The organism is Rhizobium sp. SG741 (assembly GCF_012275435.1).
GTDB classification, from domain to species: domain Bacteria; phylum Pseudomonadota; class Alphaproteobacteria; order Rhizobiales; family Rhizobiaceae; genus Rhizobium; species Rhizobium lusitanum.
Genome location: NZ_JAAZQP010000015.1, coordinates 93,390 through 113,662, shown reverse-complemented (window position 1 = coordinate 113,662; position 20,273 = coordinate 93,390). Strand labels below are relative to the sequence as shown.

Annotated in this window: 22 protein-coding genes and 2 pseudogenes; 11 read left to right on the top strand and 13 right to left on the bottom strand. The window is 56.9% G+C overall.

Features of this window, described 5'->3' with window-relative positions:
• Nucleotides 1–90: 90 nt before the first annotated feature.
• Together FHT29_RS29390 and FHT29_RS29385 are read left to right on the top strand one after the other, a co-directional pair.
• Nucleotides 91–1,074 carry a phosphotransferase gene (locus FHT29_RS29390; protein WP_168600810.1) on the top strand — a complete coding sequence of 328 codons (984 nt, stop codon included), beginning with the start codon at nucleotides 91–93 and terminating at the stop codon, nucleotides 1,072–1,074.
• Between the two features lie 254 nt (nucleotides 1,075–1,328).
• Nucleotides 1,329–2,273, top strand: a complete 945-nt coding sequence (locus FHT29_RS29385) for a phosphotransferase (RefSeq protein ID WP_168600773.1) — start codon at nucleotides 1,329–1,331, stop codon at nucleotides 2,271–2,273.
• 85 nt (nucleotides 2,274–2,358) lie between these two features.
• On the opposite strand, the gene FHT29_RS29380 is transcribed toward FHT29_RS29385, so the two are convergent.
• Together FHT29_RS29380 and FHT29_RS29370 are read right to left on the bottom strand one after the other, a co-directional pair.
• On the bottom strand, nucleotides 2,359–2,982 hold the full coding sequence (locus FHT29_RS29380; RefSeq protein WP_168600772.1) for a hypothetical protein: 624 nt from the start codon (nucleotides 2,980–2,982) through the stop codon (nucleotides 2,359–2,361).
• Nucleotides 2,983–3,715: 733 nt separating this feature from the next.
• Nucleotides 3,716–4,120, bottom strand: coding sequence for an NUDIX domain-containing protein (locus tag FHT29_RS29370; protein WP_246703171.1), 405 nt, complete (start codon nucleotides 4,118–4,120; stop codon nucleotides 3,716–3,718).
• A gap of 103 nt (nucleotides 4,121–4,223) precedes the next feature.
• On the opposite strand from FHT29_RS29370, the gene FHT29_RS29365 reads away from it, so the two are divergent.
• Nucleotides 4,224–4,586: a hypothetical protein gene (locus FHT29_RS29365; RefSeq protein ID WP_168600769.1), complete on the top strand. Its 363-nt coding sequence runs from the start codon at nucleotides 4,224–4,226 to the stop codon at nucleotides 4,584–4,586.
• Nucleotides 4,587–4,791: 205 nt separating this feature from the next.
• Here the strand turns inward: FHT29_RS29365 and FHT29_RS29360 are convergent, their stop codons facing one another.
• A complete protein-coding gene (locus FHT29_RS29360; RefSeq protein WP_281408406.1) occupies nucleotides 4,792–5,550 on the bottom strand; it encodes a glyoxalase superfamily protein in 759 nt (252 codons plus the stop codon).
• Between the two features lie 330 nt (nucleotides 5,551–5,880).
• On the opposite strand from FHT29_RS29360, the gene FHT29_RS29355 reads away from it, so the two are divergent.
• The 3 genes from FHT29_RS29355 (at nucleotide 5,881) to FHT29_RS29345 (ending at nucleotide 8,512) form a co-directional block, all read left to right on the top strand.
• Nucleotides 5,881–6,660, top strand: coding sequence for an SDR family oxidoreductase (locus FHT29_RS29355; RefSeq protein WP_210255577.1), 780 nt, complete (start codon nucleotides 5,881–5,883; stop codon nucleotides 6,658–6,660).
• Nucleotides 6,661–7,102: 442 nt separating this feature from the next.
• Nucleotides 7,103–7,603 (top strand): ribonuclease H, encoded by a 501-nt coding sequence (locus FHT29_RS29350; RefSeq protein ID WP_168600767.1) that lies wholly within the window; start codon nucleotides 7,103–7,105, stop codon nucleotides 7,601–7,603.
• Nucleotides 7,604–8,044: 441 nt separating this feature from the next.
• Entirely contained in the window at nucleotides 8,045–8,512 is a 468-nt protein-coding gene (locus FHT29_RS29345; RefSeq protein ID WP_168600766.1) for a hypothetical protein, read from the top strand.
• A gap of 182 nt (nucleotides 8,513–8,694) precedes the next feature.
• Here the strand turns inward: FHT29_RS29345 and FHT29_RS29340 are convergent, their stop codons facing one another.
• The 7 genes from FHT29_RS29340 to FHT29_RS29310 all read right to left on the bottom strand — a co-directional run bounded on the left by FHT29_RS29340 (nucleotide 8,695) and on the right by FHT29_RS29310 (nucleotide 12,762).
• Nucleotides 8,695–9,051: a hypothetical protein gene (locus FHT29_RS29340; RefSeq protein WP_246703170.1), complete on the bottom strand. Its 357-nt coding sequence runs from the start codon at nucleotides 9,049–9,051 to the stop codon at nucleotides 8,695–8,697.
• Between the two features lie 75 nt (nucleotides 9,052–9,126).
• The gene (gene istB / locus FHT29_RS29335) at nucleotides 9,127–10,008 is read right to left on the bottom strand and encodes an IS21-like element ISRel3 family helper ATPase IstB (protein ID WP_168600765.1); all 882 of its coding nucleotides are present in this window, start codon (nucleotides 10,006–10,008) and stop codon (nucleotides 9,127–9,129) included.
• Nucleotides 10,005–10,409 (bottom strand): hypothetical protein, encoded by a 405-nt coding sequence (locus FHT29_RS29330; protein ID WP_246703169.1) that lies wholly within the window; start codon nucleotides 10,407–10,409, stop codon nucleotides 10,005–10,007. The genes istB and FHT29_RS29330 overlap by 4 nt, the downstream gene beginning before the upstream one ends.
• 38 nt (nucleotides 10,410–10,447) lie before the next feature.
• Nucleotides 10,448–11,200 (bottom strand): IS6 family transposase, encoded by a 753-nt coding sequence (locus FHT29_RS29325; protein ID WP_168600764.1) that lies wholly within the window; start codon nucleotides 11,198–11,200, stop codon nucleotides 10,448–10,450.
• Between the two features lie 44 nt (nucleotides 11,201–11,244).
• Nucleotides 11,245–11,526: an alcohol dehydrogenase catalytic domain-containing protein gene (locus FHT29_RS29320; RefSeq protein WP_210255576.1), complete on the bottom strand. Its 282-nt coding sequence runs from the start codon at nucleotides 11,524–11,526 to the stop codon at nucleotides 11,245–11,247.
• Between the two features lie 124 nt (nucleotides 11,527–11,650).
• On the bottom strand, nucleotides 11,651–12,439 hold the full coding sequence (locus FHT29_RS29315; protein ID WP_168600763.1) for an SDR family oxidoreductase: 789 nt from the start codon (nucleotides 12,437–12,439) through the stop codon (nucleotides 11,651–11,653).
• Nucleotides 12,436–12,762, bottom strand: a complete 327-nt coding sequence (locus FHT29_RS29310) for a nuclear transport factor 2 family protein (protein ID WP_168600762.1) — start codon at nucleotides 12,760–12,762, stop codon at nucleotides 12,436–12,438. The genes FHT29_RS29315 and FHT29_RS29310 overlap by 4 nt, the downstream gene beginning before the upstream one ends.
• A 96-nt stretch (nucleotides 12,763–12,858) precedes the next feature.
• Between FHT29_RS29310 and FHT29_RS29305 the strand changes: the two genes are divergently transcribed.
• A complete protein-coding gene (locus tag FHT29_RS29305) occupies nucleotides 12,859–13,776 on the top strand; it encodes a LysR family transcriptional regulator (RefSeq protein ID WP_168600761.1) in 918 nt (305 codons plus the stop codon).
• Nucleotides 13,777–13,967: 191 nt separating this feature from the next.
• On the opposite strand, the pseudogene FHT29_RS29300 reads toward FHT29_RS29305, so the two are convergent.
• Nucleotides 13,968–14,889: pseudogene (locus FHT29_RS29300) on the bottom strand (LysR substrate-binding domain-containing protein).
• Nucleotides 14,890–14,998: 109 nt separating this feature from the next.
• Between FHT29_RS29300 and FHT29_RS29295 the strand changes: the two are divergent.
• Genes FHT29_RS29295 through FHT29_RS29285 form a run of 3 tightly spaced genes read left to right on the top strand, consistent with a single transcriptional unit; the run spans nucleotide 14,999 to nucleotide 16,829 of the window.
• Nucleotides 14,999–15,757, top strand: a complete 759-nt coding sequence (locus FHT29_RS29295; protein WP_168600760.1) for an SDR family oxidoreductase — start codon at nucleotides 14,999–15,001, stop codon at nucleotides 15,755–15,757.
• 29 nt (nucleotides 15,758–15,786) lie between these two features.
• Nucleotides 15,787–16,389 (top strand): NAD(P)-binding domain-containing protein, encoded by a 603-nt coding sequence (locus tag FHT29_RS29290; protein WP_168600759.1) that lies wholly within the window; start codon nucleotides 15,787–15,789, stop codon nucleotides 16,387–16,389.
• 50 nt (nucleotides 16,390–16,439) lie between these two features.
• On the top strand, nucleotides 16,440–16,829 hold the full coding sequence (locus FHT29_RS29285; protein WP_168600758.1) for a limonene-1,2-epoxide hydrolase family protein: 390 nt from the start codon (nucleotides 16,440–16,442) through the stop codon (nucleotides 16,827–16,829).
• A 466-nt stretch (nucleotides 16,830–17,295) separates the two neighbouring features.
• Here the strand turns inward: FHT29_RS29285 and FHT29_RS29280 are convergent, their stop codons facing one another.
• Nucleotides 17,296–18,705 carry an amidase gene (locus FHT29_RS29280; protein ID WP_168600757.1) on the bottom strand — a complete coding sequence of 470 codons (1,410 nt, stop codon included), beginning with the start codon at nucleotides 18,703–18,705 and terminating at the stop codon, nucleotides 17,296–17,298.
• A 108-nt stretch (nucleotides 18,706–18,813) separates the two neighbouring features.
• On the opposite strand from FHT29_RS29280, the gene FHT29_RS29275 reads away from it, so the two are divergent.
• Entirely contained in the window at nucleotides 18,814–19,380 is a 567-nt protein-coding gene (locus FHT29_RS29275) for a TetR/AcrR family transcriptional regulator (RefSeq protein ID WP_168600756.1), read from the top strand.
• Nucleotides 19,381–19,478: 98 nt separating this feature from the next.
• Here the strand turns inward: FHT29_RS29275 and FHT29_RS29270 are convergent.
• Nucleotides 19,479–19,864 (bottom strand): annotated as a pseudogene (locus tag FHT29_RS29270) (SOS response-associated peptidase family protein); the annotation flags it as partial.
• Nucleotides 19,865–20,273: the final 409 nt, after the last annotated feature.

Genomic DNA, 20,273 nt, shown 5'->3' with positions numbered 1-20,273 from the left:
TTCTCAGAATTCCTTATTCTGCAACGCTGTAAAAATCGACTGCAACAGGCCAGAACGGTCTCTCACGGCTTCGTCAATGGAACATCGACTATGCTCGATTTTGAACCGCGATATTCGACCCCTCAGATCGAGGCAATCGAGAAATTCATCGATAAGAACTATGCGCTTCCGGGCCCGATTTCCTGCCGAATGCTTCAGCGCGGCTTGAATGATGTCTATCTGGTCGTGGGGAGTAACGGCGAGCGCTATGTATTTCGCCTTTCCCACCGCCGTGCGCGTGGTCCTGCTGGCGTAAAAGCCGAAACAGATTTCCTGACTCATCTTTCGCAATCAGGAGTTCCGGTCGCCGCACCCATTCCGACACGCGATGGCACCTTGTTCACCGGCGGATATGCGCCGGAGGGCTGGCGTGAGGGAGTGCTCTTCCAGGCGCTAGATGGTCGAGAGCCGCAAGCGACGGGCGCTCGCGATGCTTGGGCCAACGGAAAGACCCTTGCGCTGATGCACAATGCCGCCGAGACATTCTCATCTCACGGAGCGGTCTATCGGCTTGACCTCGAACACTTGCTGCACCGGCCCCTGGCACGAATATTCGACAGTGGAATCGTGGAGCACGCGGAAAGCCGCCGCGATCTCGAAAGCATCGCTGCTCGGACCGGTAAAGCGATAGAAGCGTTCCCCAATCTATCGTGGACTTATTGTCATGGAGACTGCCACGGCTTCAATTCACGCATCAATGACGCTGGCGAAGCCGTATTTTTCGACTTTGATGACGGAGGTCCGGGATACCTCGCTTACGATTTGTCGGTGTCCCTTTGGGCCAAAGTATCCTTTGGTCGGAAGTTGACCGCCATGTGGGATGCCTTTATCGAGGGGTATCGAGCCGTGCGACCGATCAGTCCAGATGACTTTGAAGCAGCGCATCGGTTTGTGATCGTGCGCCACTTTTGGCTAATGGGCGAGTATGCAAGCCGCGCGCAGGAGTGGGGAAGCAACACTGTTGGTTGGGTTGCGACCGAAGCGAATTTTCTCAAAACCTGGGAGACCGAGCAATTCGTTGATCGTCTGCTTTAAGATGCTGGGCACATGATGGACGCTCAAATCGAAAGCCGTGTAGAAAACTCTTATCGTATCGTACGATCCTGCCTTGTCGGGGATGTTTGTTCAAATCAAAGACGGAGTCCTTGCGGCTGTGGGATCGACTGTACATGCTGTCGAGAGTGAGGTGGGTTGGCAGATATTCCTTACTGCGTCGGCGTCGGGCACGATATCGAACTTTGACCGTCGTGCACGCCGACCAGTGGCGGCCTCAGGAGCACAATAGCGCCATGGATGCAGTGATTAGTTGGGCGGAAGGCTGGCTCACGGCTCATAACTATCAGGTATTTAACGGGCCGGAACTTATCCGTGCCGTACCATGGTCAAAGATCTACCGTTTCGCCACCAGTCGGGGAAACATCTACCTGAAATGGAGTGCGCCAGCTTACGCACGGGAGGCGGCGTTGATGGCGCATCTGGCCGAACGCTTCCCAACTGCCATTCTCCCGGTCCTTGCCCGGAACCAGACCATTGACGCATTCCTTATGCCTAATGGCGGTGAGCCACTGCGTGGCAAGCTCAAAGAATCCTTTGATCAGCAACTCGTCGGCATGATCCTCGGCCAATATGCCCGCATTCAGAGCGTCACATCTTCTAATGTAGATGCGCTTCTCGCGTTGGGAATTGACGACTGGCGCATGGCTGTCTTTCCCAGTCTTTATGATGAACTGGTTCATCACGAAGAGCTGCTGCGGCGCGAAGGTCTGGAAACTACCGAGATCAAGCAGTTACAACGGAGCGGAGACGACGTTCGCCGACTATGCCGCGCCTTGGCTGAATTCAAAATTCCGGAAACGCTTGAACATTGCGATTTTCACGACAACAACGTCCTCTCCAACATACAGGGCTTCCTTATCAATGACTGGGGCGATGCGGTCATTACCCATCCATTCTTCTCCTTGGTTGGTTTCCTGGATAGCGCCGCGCGAAATCATGGAATTGATCTCGGTTCGCCGGTCTATACTGATCTCAAGCACGCCTATTTCGAAGTCTGGCTCAACCTCGAAAGCTTGGAACGACAAGAGCACGTTTTCGAAATTGCTCGGGTTCTCCGCCCCATAGAATTTGCCTTCAATTTCAGGCGCGTAGTCAGAATGACAACCACGCAGGAGTTCGAGCCTTACCGTGGCTATATTGGCGAAGCCCTGCGCCGGTTCCTTTTGAAAATTCGGTAGACCTGGCCGCTGACCAGCGTGCCATGGGTTATTGCACGGTTATCAAAAAGGGCGATGCCTGAGCCCTTGACCTGTCATGCAAGGCTCAGTTGAGATATCGCCGCGTAAGGTCGGGTTTGGCTGAGGCGGACATACGCTGGATCTGCTCCTCACACTCCCCAGCGGAAATTACCTGCAGGTCCCTTAGGTGCCGAAGACGCCTGGTCTCCTGCTCGGGGTCTGCATTCAGGTTCGCGGTACCGAACAATATCCGGACGCGCTTCCGCCATCGGTCGGTCAACTCTTTGGTCACCTGCTCCCGATACCGGTCCCCGATAACGGAAATAATTTTTGGGGTTCCTGCCTTCGGGGCGTGCAAGGGGATGTGCGTTAGATCGACCGAGAGCCATCCGAGTGTCTGTGCAATCCATATCCCGACATAGCTGGCCAAAGCCACGAAACAAACAATTCCTCCTGCAGTCGTGTTCACTCGCCCGATCAAAAATGCGGCAACCAAGCCTACGGTCGCGGCTCTATAAAGCTGATGGCTGCAACGGGGATTCTTTGTACGCACATCCGACCCGTTGGGCATGTCTATCGCTTCATACGGGACATTGAATGTCCGCTCACCGGTAAGATCCTTCACCTTGTAAGCCAGTTGCCCGTCCAGGAAGCGAAATTCCCTGTAGTGCCCCAGTTTCTTCTGTTTGATGAAGACTTCGGTGTTCATGGGGACTCCTTAAAGCCACTCGCCGGTCGGCTCAGCGCCTGGTTGATCACCAAAAATAGCCAGTACGGGCTAAGTTGAGGTGAAGATGATTGATAAAAACTTATGCGTGAATACTGTGATGGAAGCGGCGAACAAGACCATTTCGGCCCGTTGACAAATGCTGCATCGTTGGAGGGCGGCTTGCCGTGATTATCCGAGAAATCCTCACCGACCGAGAAGAGGTAGCGCGAAGCATACTTGATACCCTGCCAGAGTGGTTTGGTATCCCGTCCGCGCGGGAGGCATACATCCATCATGCAAGCCATGCCCCTATGCTCGGCGCGGAGGATGAGGGAAGGGTAATTGGCTACGCGTCCTTGGCAGATCACTTTGGAAACAATTGCGAAATTCACTCGATGGGCGTCGACCCTCGCTGGCATCGCAAAGGAATTGGCCGCGAGCTTATTACCGCAACTGCTCGGTGGGTGGCGGCTCGCGGATTTGGCTACCTAAGCGTCAAAACGATCTCCGATAAGCACCCGGACCCAAACTACGCCAAGACCCGTGCTTTCTACACAGACGTTGGGTTTATCCCGTTTGAAGAGTTTCCGACGCTTTGGGGCAAAAATCCTCCTTGTTTGGTCCTCGTGCGCCCGGTCACAATCCGATGAGGCTATTCCGTGCTGCCCGACAGGTTCGACACTTGACTGTCCACGAGATCACAGGCCGAGCTTTCAATAAGCCTCTCTGTAACTCAAGGCCAAAGGCGAGGGGCGAAGAAATTGAAGGCTTCATGAAAGATTGGATGCCAGTCTTGGTCGAGCGGCAGATCGATGGGATGCCAGAAAAACGCAAACGTATGGCCGTGATCATCTGCAGTCAGATGCTGCCACGTATCGGGTGGACCCACGGCTTGACATCTGAAGAAATGCCAAAGTTGGCGGCTGGGGCCGATTTCGCATTGACCCAAGAGAGCCATGGGCGATTGCGCAGTCAGGCCACTTTCTTCCCAAAGCTCGCGCTTGGCAGCGGCGAGGGGCGTTTCACTCGGCTCAACGGTCCCCTTCACAAACTGCTTTCCGGCAGACGGATGAGCGAAGGCAAGAACCTCCACGTCGCCAGTATGCGTTCTGTAAACGACGGGACAGACTTTGTGCATTTTTTCGCAACCTGGAGTGACAGCACCAATGAAAGAGAAGGTTGAGGCCCTATTTAAAATATGGCACGGCTCGCAATAGACATGCATTCAGCGGGAGAACCTTGTGTACTATGACCCGTATTATCCGACACTTCTGCCTCCCCTTGTCGCGTTGCCGCTAATTCTTGTTCTGAACATCCTCGTACCCATTGCGGCGATTTTTCGTGCGAGGGCTATCAAGTGTCGTCAGTGGCTGCCGCATACACTCGCGTTTCTCTGGGTGCTGACCTCAGAATACACCTTCTACCTGGTTGGCATGCCGAAGCTAGCACCCGACGAGGAAATGGGTCCGGGCGGTGGTTTACTGGTGCTTCCAATATTGCTGGAGACAGCGGTCATATCCGTTGGTTATTTTATTACAGTGATTTGGCTGCTCGTCAGCCGCCTGGCTGGACGCAATGCAGGCCGATCTCAATCGCAAACCTAAATCAACAGACTCGGCCGACAGCTCCCATTTTCGGGGGGGCACGTGATCGTGCGAACCGCGCCATTATTCTATGCCTATTGGCTGGGGTAAAGCCACACGTGGGCAAAACTGGTTGGGGGTGAGTGAATCGTTGCGCAACCTATGAGGTTGGTGCTTTCGGGAAAGATGAGTGACGAGCGAGAGGTTTCGCGCCCGTCATCAGTCCTTATCGGGCCAGTTCAACGAGCTTGGAGAAGTCGAGATTGGTCGGCATAAGCCAGTCTTGAATAGGGGCGGATTTCTCGTACGGTTTGCCGGTTAGAGGTTCGCTTTCGCTTACATCGCGCAGTGCAAACGGCCTCGACCAGACAGTACCAGTTCCTTTGAGAAAGAAGCCGAATTGCATAGAGACCCCGTCTTCGGGCACTTCGATGACAACCTTTCTCTGGGTCCAGCCATTGTCGCCGAAAAGCCAACCCTGGATAGGGGAATCTTTTAAATTGTCGAACGCCAAGGTATTGCCAGGCGACCGATCAACCCGCACCCAGATCGTCGCACCGTGTGATACCCCTTCCGTGGCGATCTCAGCGCTAACCTCTAAACGCTGTCCGCGATACGGTCTGGCTGAAACTGTTTGCGCAAGCGTCCCGAATACTCGTTTTACGTTCGCATATCGGGTCGGCCTTGTTCCCTTGTAGCGTATAAGTGCGGCACGGCGACCTGAACCAAGCGCGTTGTCATCCACGCCATAGTCGAACTCCGTCGGGTGCTCGCCGACAAAATCCCAGCTGAGCAACGCCTGCAATCGCCTGGTATCGGTGGCCTCAGCCTGTTTGATTCGAGCAGAAAGCGTATTCCAGTCGTTGAGGCCGAATTGCTTCGCAACGATGTCTAGACTTTCGCCGTGTGTGATATCGACCTTTCTGTCGCGCAATATCGCCGCCAGTGCCTTCGCCATGCTCTTGGCGTCTCGATAGGTATGCATGTTCTTCCCGTGATGGATCGGACCATTTGGCCAGTGCCCACATTGCTGACGGACCGATCTGTCGCGAGACGTTAATGGTCAATCCGATGCTTTCACCATCCCTGTCAGGCGTGAGCGGCTGGTAGCATCAACCTTGCCTCAAAATTTGAACTGGCCCCCGATTCGGGTCAAGCACATTCCGTTGGCTTGATTTAGCCCCAATACGCGATTTCCATGCCAGCCTTTATCCTCACAACATCATTGTGTGACGAGGCGCTTTCTTCGAATGGTTGCAGCATGAAGCCAATACGTGTTTCATTAAATCGCTGAACAAATTCAGGGGTAAAATCCATGTCATCAACGAATCTGCCACGACGCTATCCAGAGATGGAGGGGAAAGTCGCCCTTGTTACAGGAGGAACGAGCGGTATCGGCTTGGCGACTGCCCGGGCCTTTGCGAATGAAGGGGCGGTAGTTGTGATAGCGAGCCGCAATGAAAAACGCTCCAAGGCTGCGTTGGCAAGCATGCAAGGGCAGGCAAGTTGGGTCGCCTGTGACGTTAGCGATGGCCAGCAGGTGGAGAAAATGGTCGCGTCAATTTTGCAACGGCACGGAAGGTTGGACTACGCCTTTAACAATGGCGGGAGTGGCGGTGGAGGCGGTCCTGTCGGTAAAATGTCCGAGGACGCCTGGCGAAAGACAATCGACGGGTATCTGACGTCTGCCTTCCTTTGCATGCGGCACCAAATTCCGGTGATGTTGAAGAATGGCTTCGGTGTGATCGTAAATAATTCTTCGGTCGACGGATTGCGCGGCTACCCATTTCCGGGTGGTGCCGCCTACGCTGCCGCGAAACACGGTGTGCTTGGCCTGACTCGAAGCGCTGCACTTGAATACGCAAAAACCGGCATACGGATCACGGCCATCTGCCCGGGTTGGATCGGTACGCCTTCCATTGAAAACGCTGCGAAAAAAGACGATAAATTTCGAGATAGCATCATCGCGCAGGAGCCAATCGGTCGCCTGGGGACCTCTGCTGAAGTCGCAAATGGCGTTTTGTGGCTGTGTTCGGACGCAGCCTCTTTCATGTTGGGTAGTCCGCTGGTTTTAGATGGTGGCTATATGGCTTGAGCGATTTCCCGATCTCTGGAGAACGCATTGGCTTTCCTACGGCAGGATTGCGACAGCCAAGTGCCAACGCGACGACGGCATGGACTTCGGCTAGCAGTAGCCAAGTATCGGAAAGATAGACTTCGGAGACGCCACCTTGAAGTGCGCCGTGTCCTGGCAATGAGAGCAAATGGCGTCTATATCCATGGCATACTGGTGCTTTGCAAAATTTATGGCCTGCCGTTCCAAGGCATCGGCAATATGAACAGTCGCTTGGACGCCATCGGGGCCGGCAGTTCGGGCAACCACGCAGCTCGCACTCGAATACAATTTCGACTTGGCTTGCAGGTTCAGCCGTGATGACGTCAACTTGTAGTACACGAGGCGTCTCGCGATGCATCAAACGGTCTCTTCACATCAGCTGAGCGAGATTTATACAATTTTGACGAATGCGGAAGCGGCCATGAGCGATACCCAGAATTACACTGACGGCGGGTTATTGCTCCACGTTTTTACAGACGGCTCGTATGATCCCGTGTCCAAAACTGGTGGCTGGGCATTCGCGGTTTTTCGCGGATCCGTTCAGGTCTTTGCGGCCCTTGGCGGCGAGGCTCAAACGGCAAATAATGCAATGGAGGTTCTTGCGATCTTGAAGGCATGTGAATGGCTCGCCCATAATTCGGCCGGGGAGGAGGCAGTCATCCACACCGACTCCGCATATGCCGTGAACGGCTGCAACCGATGGCGGCACATCTGGCGCTCGAACAAATGGCGAAAGCGGACGCCGAACGGGCAGGGTCGTAGTCGCTCTGTCCCGGATGCTGCGTACTGGCAAGCGATTGACCTGCTGCTCAATCAGAACCCGAATATCAAAATCGGGTGGTGCAAGGCGCATGTCGGTGTTGCGGGCAACGAACTGGCTGACGGATTGGCTGAGCGTGGGCGGTTGGTCGGCGGTGGCTGATGCATTGCGGCTGTATTATGCGGGATAAGGCCGCATCACTGGCGACCTGATGCTTTCCCTGAAATTTCTGCTGGATAGTTGTCGAACGACTTCCGATGCAAGGTATTGGGCTGCCGTCATAAGGTGGCCGATTGCTCTCCGTTTCGGCTTGGGTCAATTGCCGGGAAGAAAAGGCGCGAAAGAATGCAAAACGATCTGATTAGGAAGCTTCAGGCTCTACAGCAGCTTGCCCCGGCGGAAGCTGTTAATGTCACGCGATCTCCTCTGCCGTCTTCGGAGCACATCAGGCATCAGACAGGAATGGGCAGCTTGCTAAAGATATGAACGGAAATATCGACCATGCCTTCGAGGCATTTTAAGCCAATGTCAGCTTTGGATCTCGTTCGCCAGATAGCGCTGCGATTCAAGAACTATGTGCGAATACCTTTTTCCGATAGTGCCATGGAGCAGACCATTCGGCTCTGCGCTATTTTGCTCTCTATGGCAGTTCAGGCCTATGTCGTTAATGTCCGCTATCGGTGGGCGCGACCTCAAAACGGCGGGCCACTGCCGGAAATACGTGACCTGCTTTTCTTCGCGGCTCTTCCGGTGCTGACGTGTGTCGTCGGCTATATGGGGCTAAGGCTTCGGATTTGGTCATGGAGCTTCGTTGTCTTCTGCGCTGGTGGCACTTGGTGGATTATAAGCCAGGCACTGGCGGACCAAGGTCTCTTCTGGACGCGCGTGTCGTATGGCGCTTGGATGCTAAATTTAAGTTTTGTGCTGGCCCTATTTGGGTTTGCCGCTGCAATTCTGGTGTTCATCCGATCCAGAAGGCAAAACGCGATCTCGCCATCGCTTTGGAAATTCTTCGCCAGCGGTGCACTCATTCCGATCTGGTTTGTCGTAACGCTGGGCGTCGTGAGGTAGACAACCGGGTAACAAGCCTTCAGGCCAGACGACGTTCTACTTGCATTTTGGACAAGCCATATAGGGACGCCCATTCGGTTCAATCTGCATGACTACTGCCTCTATTGAACCGCCAGTCAGTTCCGCAGCCCCAGCAACATTCGTTGTCTCAGTGCAGCTGGTAGAAGCAGGGCCTTATGGGCTCACAGAAAATAGGGACGTGGTACGTCTGGCATGTCGTCGTAAGCGCGGAGAACCACCTTTAGCGGCATCAGGGTCTGATCATGATGCCAGTACACGATTTTTAGCCAGGTGGCCGCCCGGGTATATTGTCCGCCTCTGATCCATAGGTCCTGCAGATTTGCCTGCAACATCCGCCGCCCAGCCTCCAACAGGTCATCTTTGTCGAATTTCGCTCGCCCCAGTTTTTGCAAGCAGAGGGCATAAGCAAACTCCCGTGGTTTTAACGTCTTCTTGAGCGACGGAGTTTTCGGCACCAGATGTCGCTTATATTCCTCAAAGGCGGTTTCGTACTGGCCAGCCTGGAAACTGAACGCCATGAAATCATCGAGAATTCTATCGATTGTCAATGCCGGGTGAATTTTCCTCATAAGTGCCGAAGTAAAATTCCCCACTTATGCCGACGTGGGCGCTAGGGAGAATTGGGTATTTTTTGGCGGCCGCCCGCGTGGTTTTTGAGGTGGAGCGAACGCCGGAGGCGCGATGAGGGCTTTGGAGCGCACATGCTCGGGCATCAGCTCGGCATGCTGCCTCAACCGATAGCTGGATCCTTCGATCTGCACGACGACGGCATGGTGAAGCAATCTGTCGAGCAGCGCGGTGGCGACGACGGGATCTCCGAAAACATCGCCCCATTCGGCAAAGCCGCGGTTTGACGTCAGGATCATCGCACCACGTTCATATCGGGCATTGACGAGCTGAAAGAAGAGATTGCCGCCGCCTTGAACGACCGGCAGATAGCCAATCTCGTCGACGATCAGCAGGCTGGGCCTGCAGAAGAAGCGAATGCGCTCCTGCAATCTGCCTTCCCGCTCGGAGCGGGCAAGTGAGCTGATCAGATCGGCGAGCGTCGTGAAGTAGACGCTCTTTCCGGCCTTTACGGCTTCGACGCCGAGCGCCGTGGCGAGATGACTTTTGCCTGTTCCTGGCGGGCCAAGGAAATGAATCGCTTCGTGACGATCGACGAAGCCAAGCTGCGCCAGGGTGAAAATGCGGTCCCGATCAAGGGAAGGTTGGAAGGTAAAGTCGAAACCAGCGAGGGTCTTGATCGTCGCCAGCCTGCCCATCCTCAAGGCGGTCTTGATGCGGCTCTTCTCACGCAGTGTCAGTTCCTCGGACAGGAGGATATCGATTGCTTCGAGCGCCGAGAGCTCACCGTGCTCGAGACGGCGCACGACATGGTCGAGTGCTTCCAGTGCGCGCGGCATCTTCAGACCGACGAGATCATGACGAATCCGATCGATCATGGACGGAATGGCATCGAGGGCCGCGCTCATGGGCGGTTCTCCTGTGCCAGGACTTTGCCGACGGCGTCGTAGAAGGCGAGCGACCGCTGCAGCACAGTGTCACCGGCGGGTTTGACGACAATGGCGTCGTCGCGTGTCCTGGACCGATGTCGCTGCGCGAGTGCTCGTCGATGGTCAGGATGGACTCGGCGCTGTTTACGTCCCTCCAGGACGGGGTGAGCGGCGATCAAAGTGCCGTTCTCAAAGATGCGGACCTCGTCGGCGAGAGAATGGACTTCCACCATTCGGCTTCGCGTGGCATCCGGGACGCTGTAAGTGTTGCCGCCGACGCTGACCATACCTTCCCGCGACACCCGGCGCTCCAGCTTCAGAACAGACTTGAACGGAGCCAGCGGTAACGGCCGCACCTGCGACGGGCTTGTCGCAAACATTTTCGAAGCTCGCGATTATCCCCTGAGGATCCTCATTTTCATGCGTTGTTAACCTTTTGCAGTCCGAAGAGGCGCGCTAGCAAATCGTTCTGATCGTTGATGGTCCAGCCTCCGGAAAAGCCAAAGCCTTTCCTCAACCACAGCATCGCCTCGAAACCCGCGATGGTTCGCCGCGCCGTGTTGAAAGATTGGAAGCCACCGATCTTTGGCATGTTCTTCTTTACCCGGAAATGGTCACTTTCGATGCCTTGCTGGAGGTGCTTGGTGACATAGTGGACGGGATCGGGATGTAGAAGCCCATCATCAACCGTAGTTTTGATCGTTGATGGGAAGGTGTTGGCCCCGTCCGTCCCGATCCTGTTCGGCGATAACAAGGGTTCGTCTTTGAGCATCTTGCGGAAGAACCGCTTGGCGGCGTCGAGATCGCGCTTAGCGGTCAATAGAAAATCCACCGGATTGCCATGCTTGTCGATGGCCCGATACAGGCAGCGCCATTTTCCGCGGATCTTGACGTAGGTCTCATCGATCCGGACCGAGCCGCAGTGGGGTCGCCGAAAGTGCCGCAGCCGTTTCTCGATCATCGGCGCATAAGCCAATACCCAGCGATTGATCGTGCTATGATCGACCTCAAAGCCGCGCTCCGCGAACATTTCTTCCAAGTCACGATAGCTGAGCGGGTAGCGCAAGTACCAGGCAACCGCCTGTACAATCAGCCACGCCTCGAAATGCCTGCCCTTGAAATCATCTTTCGACTGGCGCTTCAGCTTCTTGGCAATGGTATTCAGAATCATGGCTCGCTCCGCAACTTTCGGAGCAGCAAACTCGATGCCTATGGTCAACATACGGTTAAGCCCGAAAATTTGCGACAAGCCCGCACCACGGGCGTCCCATCTTCGAGCAATCCAGCGGCGTCATTGCCCAAGATCATCGGGAATGGGATCGGCTCTTCTTGCGAGGTCATCCCGCGAAGTGTGAAAATGTCGTGCCGGTTCAGGCTGGCATGTGTCACTTTCACTGTGACCCAGCCCTCTCTCACGATCGGATCCGGACGTTCTCCGACGACAAGGGAGGCGAGTGGATCGTTGAAATTGGCTTCTTTCGCGTAGACGGCAAACATTGTCGTTCCATTCAGGTGGTTGAATCTTGATGCGGTGCGGCCGAGGCTCCCTGACGGCTTCATCCTTCGGCCAAGGCTGGAGGGCTGCCGGCGTCCTCACTTCCGCGAACGCCGGGACCCTCGCTCATACCGTCCTTATCGTACCGCCATCGATGACAAACTCGGCGCCGTGGATGGCAGCAGCACGGTCAGAGGCGAGGTAGGCGATAAGGTCGGCTACCTCTTCAGGTTCAGCTCCGCGCCCAATGGAGATCCCGCCCAGCGCATCGAGCACGGACTGACGCGCGTCCTCGATCGTGCCGCCATTGGCAGCCCGAAGCATTCCGAGAAAGTCTCCAGTGGCCTCAGTCATGATCCAGCCGGGAGAGACGGAGTTGACCCGCACGCCTTTGGGACCGAGTTCTTTGGAAATTGACTTGCTGTAGGTCCTCAGGGCGGCCTTCGCGGCGGCGTAGCCTGTCGTGGATTCGGGCAGCGGCAGGACGGACTGAATTGAGGTTATGTGCACCACGGTGCCCTTGCCCCGCTCAAGCATCTGCGGGATCAACAGGCGATCGAGCCTAACCGTCGCCAGTAGATTAAGGTTCAGCTCGGCGAGCCAGTGGTCGTCCGTCAGCGCGGCGAAGCCACCCGCCGGCGAAGCCGAGCCACCGATGACATGGGCAAGGATGTCGATGCCGCCCAGCCGCTCAACCGCTGCCTTGGCGAGCGCTTCACCACCCTCCGCAGTGGTCAGGTCCGCCTGGACGTATTCAACGCCTTCGATAGGATCCTTGATCGTGCGGGCGGCGGTGATAACACGGGCTCCGCCGGCGAGAAAGCGCTCGACCGTGGCGCGGCCCAGACCCTTGGTGCCGCCGCTGACGAGCACGCGCTTGCCAGCGAACTCCTTTGGATCTGCCTGGATGCTCATATCGTGGTCTCCATGCTCTTGATGGCGTCGTTCGCCAGCGTTACGCGATAGGTGAAGCGGATCGGACTGCCCGGGAAATCTCCATGAGCGGGACCTTCGAGCACGACATCGCCGTCTTCTTCCCGCATAGTGTCGGGCGTGAAGATCGCCTTGACCGCGATCGCTTCGTCCTTCAGTAACCTGCGGATCTCAGCCAGGCCTTCGTAACGCTTGCCGTTGTCGATGAAGACGGCGTCATTCGAGAAAGGCCTCATCATGCCGTCGATATCGAGACGGGCATTTGCCTCAATATAGTCGGCGATTGGTTTGGGTAGGTTGGTCATGTCCATCTCCTTGATCGTGACGAGGCCAATTTAGCGATGGACTTTTCGCCCGATAAGCGAGACAAACCAGCATGGGGCATCACAGAAAACGGGACAATGACGCGCCATTCGTTGATCGAGCTTGAGGCGGTTCTCGCCATCGTTCGGTGCGGCTCGTTTCGAGCGGCTGCGCTCGATCTCGGCATGTCGACCACGGCCATCAGCAACGCGGTGGGCAAACTCGAGCGTCAGCTTGACGTGCGATTGTTCAATCGCACCACGCGCAGCGTCTCGCTCACCTATGCGGGGCGGATCTTCGTCGCACAGATCAAGCCATCGCTTGAGGGCATCCAAAAAGCGATGAACACGGCGCGCTCCCAGCAGGAGACGCCGTCCGGCATCTTGCGCATCAATGCCTTCGCGACGGCGGCGCGCGAGATCATGGCGCCGCTGGTCCTGGGCTATCTGAAGCGTTACCCGCAGGTTCATATCGACATCGTCACCGAAGGGCGGCTCGTTGACGTCGTGGCGGCGGGCTTCGATCTGGGAGTGCGCAGTGCGGATTTGGTGCCAAGCGACGCGATCGCCATACCGCTAGGCCAGATGCGACGAATGGCGGTTGCCGCATCGCCAGCTTTTTTCCAAAGCAGAGCTATCCCCCAGGTACCGCAGGATTTGCTTTCTTACCCCTGCGTTCGCGTTCGGCTTCCCAACGGCGCATTGTTCCGATGGCGGTTCGAGAAGGGCGGTGAAGAACTGCAACTCGACGTCGAAGGACCGATCACTCTCGACGAAGCCTCCCTTGCCCGGATCGCAGTAACGAACGGCGTGGGGATCGGCTACTTCATGGAGACCGATGTCCGCGAAGACATCGCTGCGGGACGACTCGTGCGCATTCTCAAAGACTGGACGCCGCCGCTCGTGCCGCTGTGCCTCTACTATTACAATCGGCGAAATTCTTCCGCGGCCTTCCAGGCCTTTATCGCGCTCGCGCGCGACTTCGCTGCCGGACGGCTCGCACATTCCGGAGACTGATGCCATCCTATGCCAGTCGTACTGCTGCTCAAAGTTCCGGCGACTACCGTAATCTCTGTGGGCCCAATCAACATGGCTGACCAAAGCAACTTGCGGCTTTGCGCCTCCCATGTTCCGACCGAGGAAGCTATTCGAATGGACACCTTTCAATAGCCTGTCCGTTCATCCGGCCCGCGGCGCCCCAAGTCCAATCACCCCAGACTGCCGGCAAACTGCTCTGGCCAGTGATTGCGCTCTGCCAGAGCCGTCACAAAATCGATAAACACCCGGGTCTTTGCAGGGAGCTGTGATCGGCTTGCGAAATACACCGAAATCGCACCTGCATCGGAATACCACTGCGGCAACAGCCGGACCAGATGTCCTGCCTCCAGATGGGGTTGGGCGTCTGCCTTCGGAACCAGCGCGACGCCGACGCCCAGAACGGCAGCACTAAGCATCGCGGCAGGGTCGTTGACGACCAGGGTTTCGGACAACTCCGCAGCCGCCTGACGACCAGCCGCATCGCGCATCGTCCATTGGCGGATGCGACCGCTCTGCCGCAAACGCATGACGACGCTGTCCAACGCTTTTAACCCTGCCGGATCGAACGGCGTCACCCGCCATATAGCCGGGTGACGCCACCGCAATGATGTGCGCCGGAGCGAGCGTTCGGGCGACAATGCCGGGGTTGAGGTCGAAGCCTCCACCGATCGCTGTATCATAGCCATCGGCCACAAGGTCGACGGGTCTGGCGTCGAAATGAAACTCCGGCTTCACACCCGGATAGAGGCTCAGAAACTTCGGCAGATGGGGAAGGATATGCAGCACGCCGAGGGTCGGCGGCAGGCTGACCTTGAGTACACCCTTCGGCTCACCCTGCACAGCCGCACCTCCGATCGCCGCCTGTATGGTGTCGAGGCTATCGGAGACCGCCAATCTGAAGCTTTCGCCCGCCTCGGTGAGAACGAGCTTCCGCGTCGAGCGATGGAACAGCCGGATACCAAGGTTGCGCTCCAGCATGGCGACGTTGCGGCTAACGGCGGCCGGGGTCAGCGACATGCGTCTGGCCGCTTCGGAAAAACTGCCGTGCTCGGCGGTGCGCACGAAGGATTCAAGATTTGCCAGTGTCTCCATCGCCGCGCCCTTCAAGTGATCGTTGAAGATATAACAAGTCAAACCCCGCTAATCAAAGGGAAATGGATCGTCCATATCTGCGTCATCAAACATGGCATGGAGCGAACAGATGACACGGACTTCTCACCCTCTCCTGGGCAAGGTGGCTCTCGTCACAGGCGGGTCGCGGGGCATCGGCGCAGCCATCGTCAGGCGCCTCGCCCATGACGGAGCGGATGTGGTGTTTAGCTATTCGGCCTCTGGCGACAAGGCAGAGGAGATCGTCCGCGCGGTCGAAGCCCTTGGGCGTCGGTCTCTGGCAATCAAGGCGGATCAGGCCAATACGTCCGAGGTCGCAGACCTTGTGCGACAGGCGCATAACGCGTTCGGCCGGCTGGACATTCTGGTCAATTCGGCCGGTGTCTTCATCACAGGCAGCGTCGGCGACCCGAATGCAGATATCGCGGCGTTCGATCGACAGATCGACATCAACGTGAAGGGTGTCGCAGCCGCCGTCCGCGCTGCTGTTCCTCTGATGTCGGACGGCGGGCGGATCGTCTCGATCGGGACGACGGGCGCGGTTCACATTCCCTTTCCGGGTGCGGCTGACTACATCGCAACGAAAGCGGCAGTAGGCGCCTATACGCGCGGCTGGTCCCGTGATCTCGGCCCGCGCAACATCACCGTCAACCTCATCCAGCCCGGTGCGATCGACACCGACATGAACCCGGCAAGCGGCCCCTTTGCAGACACTTTGAAGGGACTTGCGGCGCTAGGGCGCTATGGCCAGCCGGAAGACATTGCCGCGGCGGTCGCATTCCTCGCCGGCCCGGACGCCAGCTACATCACCGGAACAACACTCAACGTCGACGGCGGCCAGACCGCCTGATTGACCATTCTCACCAAGGAGACAAATCCATGACATCCATCGGAATTATCGGCGCTGGAAACATTGGTCGCGCCATCGCGGCAACGCTCGCGAGGAAGGGCATAGCAGCCACGCTTTCCAACAGTCGCGGCCCTGAAACGCTTGCCGAACTCGTCGCCTCGCTCGGCCCATCGATCACTGCCGGCACTCGCGCGGAAGCCGCAGCGAAAGACATCGTCTTTGTCGCCGTCAACTGGTCGAAGCTTCCGGCGGCGATGGCCGGTCTGCCGGACTGGAACAGTCGGATCGTAGTCGACGCCAACAATCCGATCGAAGCGCCGCTGTTCCAACCGATAGACCTCGGCGGCCGGACGTCTTCCGCCGTATTCGCAGGCATGGTTCCCGGCGCACGCTTGGTGAAGGCGTTCAACCACCTGCTGGCCGCCGTGCTTGCCGGTGACCCGACCAGTGAAGGTGGTAGGCGCGTGCTGTTCTATTCGGGTGACGATGCTGCCGCCAAGGCAGAGGTCGGCGCTCTGATCGACCGTCTCGGCTACTTCGGCATCGATCTCGGAGACCTCGCCATTGGGAGCCGCCTCGTCCAGTTTCCCGGCGGTCCATTGCCGGCGCACAACTTCGTCAAATTCGATTGAGGTTCTATAGCCTTCCTCGCCGCCTATATTGCCCAACTCAGGAGCCCGCTATGTCCACCACGGCCATCGAAGCAGCACAGACGTTTTTCGACCACTGGAGCGCCAATCGGATCGACGAGGCCATCGCCATGCTCTCCGAAGACGTCCTCTACGACAACGTGCCCTTTCCCGATATCACCGGCCGCGAAAACGTTCGAAAATTCCACCGCGATTTCGGCATCGGCAGCAAGTTTACAGTCGACTGGAAAGTGGTGCAGATCGCGGCGGCAGGCAACGTTGTGCTGAACGAGAGAGTCGACATCTTCATCCACGAAAACGGCGGACGGATTACGCTGCCCGTCATGGGGACAGTGACTGTCGAGAATGGCATGATCACGGTCTGGCGCGACTATTTCGATCCGGCGGACTTCGATAGGCAATTGGGCCAGATGGGCAAGTAGTGTCATTTGGCATTTAACTGTAGGAATGCGCCGGTTCAGACTAGTGATGGCACCCAATTTGAGATTGGTCGGTGTGATTTTCCGTGCCAAACGCCTTCCGGTTCGCCGATAACCATCTGTGATGTAGGTCATTTTCTTATGGAAGCGTGCCCGTAAGCAACCATCTTTCCCTGGCGGCGAATCTCACTTAAGTGCCAAAAAAAACCGTCAGGTTCTCAAATTAAATGCCCAGTCTCAAATTGAGTGCCCGGCTATCTTATTGAGACTGCTAGGACTGGAATCTCACGATTAAATGCAAACCGACAAATCCTGGCTTTCTTCCGATGGGTCGCAGCCGAGCAACGGGTCGTAGGTTCAAATCAGTTCAAGGCGAACGCCCCTAAAAGCAATCCCTAGTCTAATCGCCGATGTCGCGAAGGAACACGGCCTTCCCACTAAGAAAGCCGTGCCAAATAGTTAGTAGAATTCAGAGCTGAGGCCGCATCGCCCGTGTCGGGCTGACGTTTTCAAGCAGGGATGCGATGTGAAGAATAGTCGATTCAGCCTGCCACTTGCCTACGATCTGGACGTTGATCGGCAATCCTTCCTTGCTTGTTCCAAACCGCATCGACACGCCTGGAAGACCTGTAATATTGAGAGGCACGGTAGCGCCCTGCAGGTAGGTTGCGTCGACCGCCTGGCCATCGATCACAAATTCCTCGACGCCATGCTTATGGGCTGGAATTGGCAAGACATGAGTGATGAGCGCGTCGTAGCGTGAGAAGTAACCGGCATAGCCATCACGCAGCCGCTCGGCGGCCTGTTCGGCGTCGATATAATCGTCCATCGAAGTGTCGGGCAGGGACAGCATTGTCTTTGCCATCTTGTAAAGTTCGTCTTCCCGACGACCAGCGGTCGCCTCACGGAAGGCTGGCTTCATCTCCATGACGTGGAGACGGTTGAAGACGTCAAGCGCGAAGTCCTTCTCCAGTGCGGGGATTCCGACATGCTCGACCGAGACACCCAGGTCTTTCAACGCCTCGGCTGCAGCCTTAACTGTGGCGGCAACTTCCGGATGGACAGGGCCGAATCCCGGTCCGACCATCCAACCCACGCGAAGCTGCCGATATGGCTGCCGGCCAATGCCTGCGTCGAAAGGAACCGTGCTGGAGGCGAATGCATCTTGCCCGTCCGGGCCTGCCAGCTGCGTGAAGGCCAGTGCGATGTCACGCACCGAACGAGCCATTGGGCCAACGTGCCAGAAGCGACGCGGCGCACGTGGCCAGATGCCTGTCATCGGCACGCGCCCATGGGTCGCTTTCATCGAGGTGATGCCGGTCTGCGCGGCGGGACCGCGGACGGAGATTGCAAGGTCAGTTCCCAGGCCGATCGGCGACATGCCTGCAGCGATCGCAGCGGATTCACCGCCACTCGATCCGCCTGGCGTGCGCTCAAGATCCCATGGATTGTTTGAACGCCCGGACAGCAGGTTGTCGCTCTCGATCCAATAAGAAAATTCCGGGAGGTTGGTCTTGGCAAGAAGGATGCCACCCGCCTTCTTCATGCGTTCGACGCTTGTCGCATCGTGATCGGGCGTGCGGCCCTTGAAGATCGGTGAACCACGCTGAGTGAGGACACCGGCGGTGTCGATCGAATCCTTGACGGTAAACGGCACGCCATGCAGTGGGCCGAGTTCGTTACCAGCAAGGACTGCGGCTTCTGCTCGGCGGGCGGCTTCAAGCGCTCCGTCGGCAACAGTCACGATTGCATTGACCTGGGGGTCGACCGCCTGGATGCGGTCGAGATGTGCCCGAACGACTTCGACAGGCGATAAGTCTTTATTGCGGATGAGTTCGGCCAGCTTAGTGGCATCGGCGAAAATCAGTTCGTTGCTCATGGCGCTCTCTCTAACTAACAGTTGGTAGGCTAGTCAGAGCTAGTGCTTTACAAATCCTCCGTCAAGCCCTATCTAACATTTGTTAGGATGAAGCGGAGTTTGTGGATTATGTCCGGGAATGCGAGGGAAGCCATACTGGCCGCAGGGCGTTTAAGCGCGCAAGCGCACGGCTATGGGGGGCTCAACATGCGCGAGCTAGCGGCCGAAGTCGGCATCAAGGCGGCCAGCATCTATCACCACTTTCCAAGCAAGGCCGATCTCGCAGCCGCGATCGCAAAGCGCTACTGGCAGGACACGAAGGCGTGGCTCGAAGAAGTCGCCGACATAAAAGGCGATCCGAAGGCTGCTCTCCGAAAGTATCCGGAGACGTTCCGGATGTCGCTGGAGAACGGCAATCGCCTGTGCCTCGGTAGCTTCCTCGGCGCGGAGTATGACGATCTTCCTGAACAGGTCAGGACAGAGGTGCAGACCTTCGCTGACGTCAATATCGCCTGGCTAGCGGAACGGCTTGTCGATGCTGGCCTGGCAGATCAGAAGGCGAGCGCGGCGCGGGCGCGCGCGATCTTCGCCGCCGTCGCGGGAGCGCAGCTTCTTGCCCGAAGCCGGGCCGATATCTCGCTTTTCGACACGATGATCCAAAGCTATCAAGAGGCAGGCTTGTTGCCAGGCGGATAGCCGAGCTGCTCGATCGAGGTCAGCTATTTTCAACGTCGATCGAGAATATTTTGGGGCGGAATTTCGCTCCCCTCGTTTGTGGCCGCATAAAGTGGAGATTACAGCAAACTGCCTTGTGCTTGTGGCTCTCCTGACTTCGAGACTATCGATGACCCATATGGTTCTCGCGACAAAATGATCAGTGCATCGTTCGGAAGCGGGCGGGCAAGGAGTTTTGCCTCGTCCCACGGCGCTCGCATCCATATGTCGGTCTCTTCCTTTGTCAGGAGGAGGACCGGCATTGCCTTCTCGTGGATTGGCTTCACGAGATCGTTGGGATCCGTGGTTAGAAAACCATAGAGATCGTCGGTCGTGAGCCCGTCCCGAACCTTCCAGACGCTTTGCCGTTGCGGCACATGGATGCCGGCTAAGAACATCAGCGATTTTCCGTCATCTCGGGCAAACCAGGCATTGGGCACTTGCCGCGTTCCTCTCTGCTCGCGGGACCAAGAACAGCTTTTTTGAGTTCGTGTGGATCACAGCAAGATAGAAAAGTAGGGCAAATCCTCGTCGCAATCGACAAGCCTGCGTTTTCCTTTCCGAAATTCTTGTTCCGAGCTGCATGTGGCAAAGGAAATTCGCAGCGTCGTGCTTGGCATTTAACCTAAAGCCACCCGCTCCATGGTGACTGATGCTGGAGTGACGCGCCGCAAACGGGCGCCAAATCGTGGAGATGGCGTTCGATGCTCTCTTCGCTCGCGGCGACAGAGTAGACATAGTGATCTGGTCGGATGATCGCCGCGCTCGTCTTTCGTTGTTCGAACCACCGGCCGAGAATACCGCTGTCTTCGACCAAAGGTAGGAGTTGGCCATCGGAGGGAACATCTATGGACCCCAGATATAGTACGGTCATT

Bases quoted from the DNA above. Each gene is read 5' to 3' on its own strand.
- FHT29_RS29390 (WP_168600810.1), top strand. From the start codon at position 91: ATGCTCGATTTTGAACCGCGATATTCGACCCCTCAGATCGAGGCAATC.
- FHT29_RS29385 (WP_168600773.1), top strand. From the start codon at position 1,329: ATGGATGCAGTGATTAGTTGGGCGGAAGGCTGGCTCACGGCTCATAAC.
- FHT29_RS29380 (WP_168600772.1), bottom strand. From the start codon at position 2,982: ATGAACACCGAAGTCTTCATCAAACAGAAGAAACTGGGGCACTACAGG.
- FHT29_RS29370 (WP_246703171.1), bottom strand. From the start codon at position 4,120: ATGCACAAAGTCTGTCCCGTCGTTTACAGAACGCATACTGGCGACGTG.
- FHT29_RS29360 (WP_281408406.1), bottom strand. From the start codon at position 5,550: ATGCATACCTATCGAGACGCCAAGAGCATGGCGAAGGCACTGGCGGCG.
- FHT29_RS29355 (WP_210255577.1), top strand. From the start codon at position 5,881: ATGTCATCAACGAATCTGCCACGACGCTATCCAGAGATGGAGGGGAAA.
- FHT29_RS29350 (WP_168600767.1), top strand. From the start codon at position 7,103: ATGAGCGATACCCAGAATTACACTGACGGCGGGTTATTGCTCCACGTT.
- FHT29_RS29345 (WP_168600766.1), top strand. From the start codon at position 8,045: ATGGAGCAGACCATTCGGCTCTGCGCTATTTTGCTCTCTATGGCAGTT.
- FHT29_RS29340 (WP_246703170.1), bottom strand. From the start codon at position 9,051: ATGGCGTTCAGTTTCCAGGCTGGCCAGTACGAAACCGCCTTTGAGGAA.
- istB (WP_168600765.1), bottom strand. From the start codon at position 10,008: ATGAGCGCGGCCCTCGATGCCATTCCGTCCATGATCGATCGGATTCGT.
- FHT29_RS29330 (WP_246703169.1), bottom strand. From the start codon at position 10,409: ATGTTTGCGACAAGCCCGTCGCAGGTGCGGCCGTTACCGCTGGCTCCG.
- FHT29_RS29325 (WP_168600764.1), bottom strand. From the start codon at position 11,200: ATGATTCTGAATACCATTGCCAAGAAGCTGAAGCGCCAGTCGAAAGAT.
- FHT29_RS29320 (WP_210255576.1), bottom strand. From the start codon at position 11,526: ATGTTTGCCGTCTACGCGAAAGAAGCCAATTTCAACGATCCACTCGCC.
- FHT29_RS29315 (WP_168600763.1), bottom strand. From the start codon at position 12,439: ATGAGCATCCAGGCAGATCCAAAGGAGTTCGCTGGCAAGCGCGTGCTC.
- FHT29_RS29310 (WP_168600762.1), bottom strand. From the start codon at position 12,762: ATGACCAACCTACCCAAACCAATCGCCGACTATATTGAGGCAAATGCC.
- FHT29_RS29305 (WP_168600761.1), top strand. From the start codon at position 12,859: ATGACGCGCCATTCGTTGATCGAGCTTGAGGCGGTTCTCGCCATCGTT.
- FHT29_RS29295 (WP_168600760.1), top strand. From the start codon at position 14,999: ATGACACGGACTTCTCACCCTCTCCTGGGCAAGGTGGCTCTCGTCACA.
- FHT29_RS29290 (WP_168600759.1), top strand. From the start codon at position 15,787: ATGACATCCATCGGAATTATCGGCGCTGGAAACATTGGTCGCGCCATC.
- FHT29_RS29285 (WP_168600758.1), top strand. From the start codon at position 16,440: ATGTCCACCACGGCCATCGAAGCAGCACAGACGTTTTTCGACCACTGG.
- FHT29_RS29280 (WP_168600757.1), bottom strand. From the start codon at position 18,705: ATGAGCAACGAACTGATTTTCGCCGATGCCACTAAGCTGGCCGAACTC.
- FHT29_RS29275 (WP_168600756.1), top strand. From the start codon at position 18,814: ATGTCCGGGAATGCGAGGGAAGCCATACTGGCCGCAGGGCGTTTAAGC.